Below are 4,488 nucleotides of genomic sequence, written 5' to 3'. Positions count from 1 at the left end.
AACCACGGCATCGGTGATGAAATCACCCGCCTGCATCCCGGCCCAAAAAACCTGCAAGAGATCAGGCCTCAAATGAATTGAATACCCCGCCATAACAACACCCATCCGCTAAGTGTTGCAATCACCGCGAGAACCCAAGGATCCCTCACCGGACAACCCGCATGGTTCCCGAGTTGCTAGCTGAACTCTGCGAGGACTACATGTGCTATTCCGATGCTGCGGGAGAACTGATGCCTCGCGGCGGCCGCCATCCCTCCTGTGTCCTGATTGCCTTTTGAATACGCAAGGTGATCTCTCGCAACTGGCGTCTTTGAGCGGCCGTTAGCGGGTCAAGGACCAGCCTTCTGACGGTGTCGACATGACTCGGAGTTGCCTCATTGATCACCTTGCGGCCGGCGTCGGTGAGAGTTGCTCGGGTGGATCTCCCGTCCCTGGGGTCCTGGGAGCGCCGAACCCAGCCCCGGCCTTCCAGCCGTGACACTGCGCGAGACAGTCGCGACAGAGAGCTGTTGGCAAAGCCGGCCAGATCACTCATGCGAAGTGTCCGATCAGCTGCGTCAGCCAATGCGAAGAGGATGCCGTACTCGAAGTGTGTTAGGTCAAAATCTTGCACCAACGGCGCATCGAGCGCAGGCGGCAACCACTCCAAAACGGTAGCCAGTCCCGCCCATGTCTCAAGGTCCTCACCGGCTAGTTCTACTGGAGGGCTGCTATCAGTCATACGACCAGAGTACGAGATACAGCCGGGTTTAGCTGCACATTTAGTTGACTGAGCAATCATTTACTTGTAGCATTTGGTTTCCCAAGCAAGTAAAAAATGTGAGGCAACACAATCATGGACATGCAGTTAGCGGCCAATCGGGCCTTCATTAGCGGCGCTACCCAGGGCATTGGCTACTCGATTGCGAAGGCGCTGCTTCGAGAGGGCGTGTCTGTCATCATCAACGGGCGCGATGAGAGCCGGGTCGAAAGCGCGGTGGGCAAACTTAGGGCAGAGGTGCCCGGCGCGATCGTCTCAGGCATTGCTGCTGACTTTCGCAACCCTGCGGAGGTACAGCACCTGCTGGGTTCGCTCGAGGACATCGACATCCTCGTGAACAATGTCGGACTCTTCGAAGTGAAACCCTTCGGGGAAATCTCCGATGATGACTGGGGGCGCTACTTCGATGTGAACGTTATGAGTGGCGTGCGGCTGTCACGCGCAGTACTTCCCAAAATGGTGGACGCCGGATGGGGCCGGATCATATTCATCGGCAGCGAATCGGGAGTAAACATCCCTGCCGACATGACCCACTACGGCGTGACCAAGGCAGGACTACTCGCCTTGAGCAACGGACTTGCCAAGCTCACCCGTGGTACCGGCGTTACGGTCAATACAATCCTTGGCGGACCCACCTATTCAGACGGCGTCGCCGAAACAATCGAGCAAATTGCGAAGACGCAGCAGCTCGCGACAAGTGAACTCAAGGCGGCCATCATCGGTGGAAATCAGACCTCGCTCCTCGAGCGGTTCATAGAGCCTGAAGAAATCGCAAACCTGGCAGTCTTCCTCGCAAGCCCACTCTCATCGGCAACAAACGGGGCCGCCATGCGCGCAGATGGAGGCGTACTCACTTCGATGCTCTGACGAACACGGTCATGCAACGACGAGTCGAGGCCCGCAAGGGGATCCTTGGGTTCTTGCGGTGATTGCAACACTTAGCGGATGGGTGTTGTTATGGCGGGGTATTCGATTTATGTAAGACCGGATCTTCTGCAGCTGTTTTGGGCTGGGATGCAGGCCGGTGATTTCATCACTGACGCTGTTGTGCCGATCAATACGAGCAGGCGGACTGGGCGCCGGGTCCTGGCCGAGGCCGGGGGTGTCAGGCCACGCCGCGGCAGGGATCTGAAGGGCAGGTGCCTGACTTTCGCCCAGTGTGAGGAGATCGCGGTGATGCGCGCCCAGGGATACTCGCTGCGCCGGATCGGGGCCGTGGTCGGCAGATCTGCCTCGACGGTGTCCAGGGAGCTTCGGCGCAATTCGGTGGCCGGGTTGCCTTACCGGGCGACGTCGGCCCATGCTCTGGCGTATGAGCGGGCTTCGCGGCCGAAACCGGCGAAACTGCACACGAACACGGTGTTGCGTGCGAAGGTGGAGGAGGACCTGAAAAAGAAGTATTCGGCTGAGCAGATCGCAGGACGCCTGCGGGTTGGGTTCCCCGATGAGCCGGAGATGCGGGTGTCACCTGAGACGATCTACCAGTCCCTCTACGTTCAGTCCCGCGGAGTTCTGAACCGTGATCTGGCCGCGTGCCTGCGCACCGGGCGGGCGGTCATGCAGCCCTGCAGGAAGGCCGGCCCGCGGAAGAACCGGATTCCGGGGATGATCAATATCTCCGAGCGTCCCCCCGAGGTTCAGGACCGGGCCGTGCCCGGGCATTGGGAGGGCGACCTCATAATCGGCAAAGGGAATCAGTCCGCGATCGGGACCCTTGTGGAGAGAACCACCAACTACACGATGCTCGTTCATCTTCCGGATGGCTATAAAGCAGAACAAATGCGTGACGCCCTGGCAGCGAAGATCAAGACGCTCCCCGAGTCGCTGCGGCATTCCCTGACCTGGGACCAAGGCATCGAGATGCAGGACTGGAAAACCGTGAAGATCGACGCCGGCATCGACATCTACTTCTGCGATCCGCACTCACCCTGGCAGCGCGGCATCAACGAAAACACCAACGGCCTGCTGCGCCAATATTTCCCCAAGGGCACCGACCTGAGCATCCACAGCGCGACAGACCTCGACTGGGTCGCCCAGGAACTCAACGACCGACCGCGCAAAAGACTAGAGTTCAAGAAACCGATCGAACTGATCGAAAACCTCCTGTTGCAATGACCGCCTGAATCCGCCGATCCTCTACCGAACACCTCAGCGGATGGCGAGAATTGCTCCGTGCGATCGCTGCCCGGTGGTTGTCCGTGCGTGCGTCTCGACCACATTAAAGCCCGCAGCCACCAGTTCGTCGCAGAGATCCCCTACCGGCCACTGGTATGCCGGGACGACCGCGTGTTCGAACCTCTCGACGACGTGACCATCGAAGAAGCCGATCAGCAGGGCGCCACCAGGTTTAAGGACCCGACTGAACTCAAGGAGAGGAGTGCGGATCGTGCCTGGCTCATAGTGAATCAGTGAGTACCAGGCGAGCACTCCACCCATTGACCCTGTGCCGACGTCGAGGGCGTCGAGGCTGCCTGTCCGAAACGGGATGCCGGGATAAGCACCGCGGGCGTGCGCAATGAACTCCGGAACCAGATCCACGCCGACTGCAGGGACCCCCGCTTCCCTGAGGAAGTTGGTCCAATGCCCCGGACCGCAGCCGGCGTCGATGACTGCACCCTCGATGCCATCCGCCCACGTCGCCACCAGTTGACGATCTGAAGGGTGCGCAGCACCGAGTGAAGCGAAGCGTTCGACGTATTCCACGGCCCGACGCGAATACGCTTCGCTGACAACGTTGATCATGCATTCGAGTGTAGGCAAGCTACGGACACGTGCCTGGTCGCCGATCCCTCTGCGGGAATCTGCGAGACTCGCCCGATGACTAAGTCGCGGCCCACTACATGTCCGGTTTAAGGAACGGCATACGGGACGTATCGCCCACCAGCAGTGAAGTCGTGTAAGACTTCCTTCATGGAACGAGTGGATCCGCAGTCATGTCGAGATGAAAGCTCGAATCTTCAGCAGTTTCTGGATTACCAGCGAGCGACACTTCTCCTCAAGACCCAGGACCTGGGACGCGCTGATCTGAACCGTCGACTGACAACCTCGACGTTGACTCTTGGGGGTCTGCTCAAGCATCTGGCTCTCGTTGAAGACGACTGGATTCAAGTTAGATTCTTGGGCAAGGATGAAAAGGAACTTGAGCCTTGGGGGAGTGCTCCGTGGGATGGAGACCGGGACTGGGAATTTCACAGCGCTGCCAATGATGACCCGCAGGAGCTGCGGGACCTATACAGGGATGCTTGCGCGCGAAGTCGCACCGCATTGCTCAACTGTTCCCTCGATGATTTGTCCGTGGGTACTGACCGGGACGGAAGCCAGTGGAACCTGCGATGGGTTCTTACGCACATTCTGGAAGAAACCGCCCGGCACAACGGTCATGCTGATCTCCTGCGCGAAGCAATCGATGGAAGTGTAGGAGAGTAACCGGTCGTTCCACATTCGCTCACATGATTCTTAGCACTGCGGTGAGTCAGACCATTGTCCGGAAACCGATCCACAACCGGGCGCGCGGTTGCCCGCCCCGGCAAACCCAATTTGGGCCCGTCACAGAAACTCACCGGTGAGTCTGCCGTGCAGAGCGGCTCAAAGCAAAGCCCGCTGGTTGGGTCCCCAGATAGAAGTCCAGTGTCTGTGTGAGTTTCGTGTCCGAGAATGGACACAGGAGGAAATTCACGAATCATGGCACGCAGACATACCCCCGAGCAGGTCATCGCTAAGGTCCGGCA

General features: G+C 59.0%; 5 protein-coding genes. 3 read left to right on the top strand and 2 right to left on the bottom strand.

Annotated features, from left to right (window positions below):
* Positions 1-205: 205 nt before the first annotated feature.
* Positions 206-721 (bottom strand): MarR family winged helix-turn-helix transcriptional regulator, encoded by a 516-nt coding sequence (locus QMG72_RS17655; RefSeq protein WP_226775795.1) that lies wholly within the window; start codon positions 719-721, stop codon positions 206-208.
* 114 nt (positions 722-835) lie between these two features.
* On the opposite strand from QMG72_RS17655, the gene QMG72_RS17650 reads away from it, so the two are divergent.
* The gene (locus tag QMG72_RS17650; RefSeq protein ID WP_282361125.1) at positions 836-1,627 is read left to right on the top strand and encodes an SDR family NAD(P)-dependent oxidoreductase; all 792 of its coding nucleotides are present in this window, start codon (positions 836-838) and stop codon (positions 1,625-1,627) included.
* A gap of 78 nt (positions 1,628-1,705) precedes the next feature.
* A complete protein-coding gene (locus QMG72_RS17645) occupies positions 1,706-2,875 on the top strand; it encodes an IS30 family transposase (protein ID WP_502913846.1) in 1,170 nt (389 codons plus the stop codon).
* Between the two features lie 33 nt (positions 2,876-2,908).
* Here the strand turns inward: QMG72_RS17645 and QMG72_RS17640 are convergent, their stop codons facing one another.
* Positions 2,909-3,502 (bottom strand): class I SAM-dependent methyltransferase, encoded by a 594-nt coding sequence (locus QMG72_RS17640; protein WP_283481345.1) that lies wholly within the window; start codon positions 3,500-3,502, stop codon positions 2,909-2,911.
* Between the two features lie 168 nt (positions 3,503-3,670).
* On the opposite strand from QMG72_RS17640, the gene QMG72_RS17635 reads away from it, so the two are divergent.
* Positions 3,671-4,186 (top strand): DinB family protein, encoded by a 516-nt coding sequence (locus QMG72_RS17635; protein WP_226773369.1) that lies wholly within the window; start codon positions 3,671-3,673, stop codon positions 4,184-4,186.
* The last annotated feature ends 302 nt before the right edge of the window (positions 4,187-4,488 follow it).

Origin of the sequence: Pseudarthrobacter sp. PH31-O2 (assembly GCF_030063265.1) — a bacterium.
GTDB lineage: Bacteria > Actinomycetota > Actinomycetes > Actinomycetales > Micrococcaceae > Arthrobacter.
The sequence above is the reverse complement of the archived record's forward strand: the minus strand, read 5'-3'. Positions and strand labels throughout refer to the sequence as shown.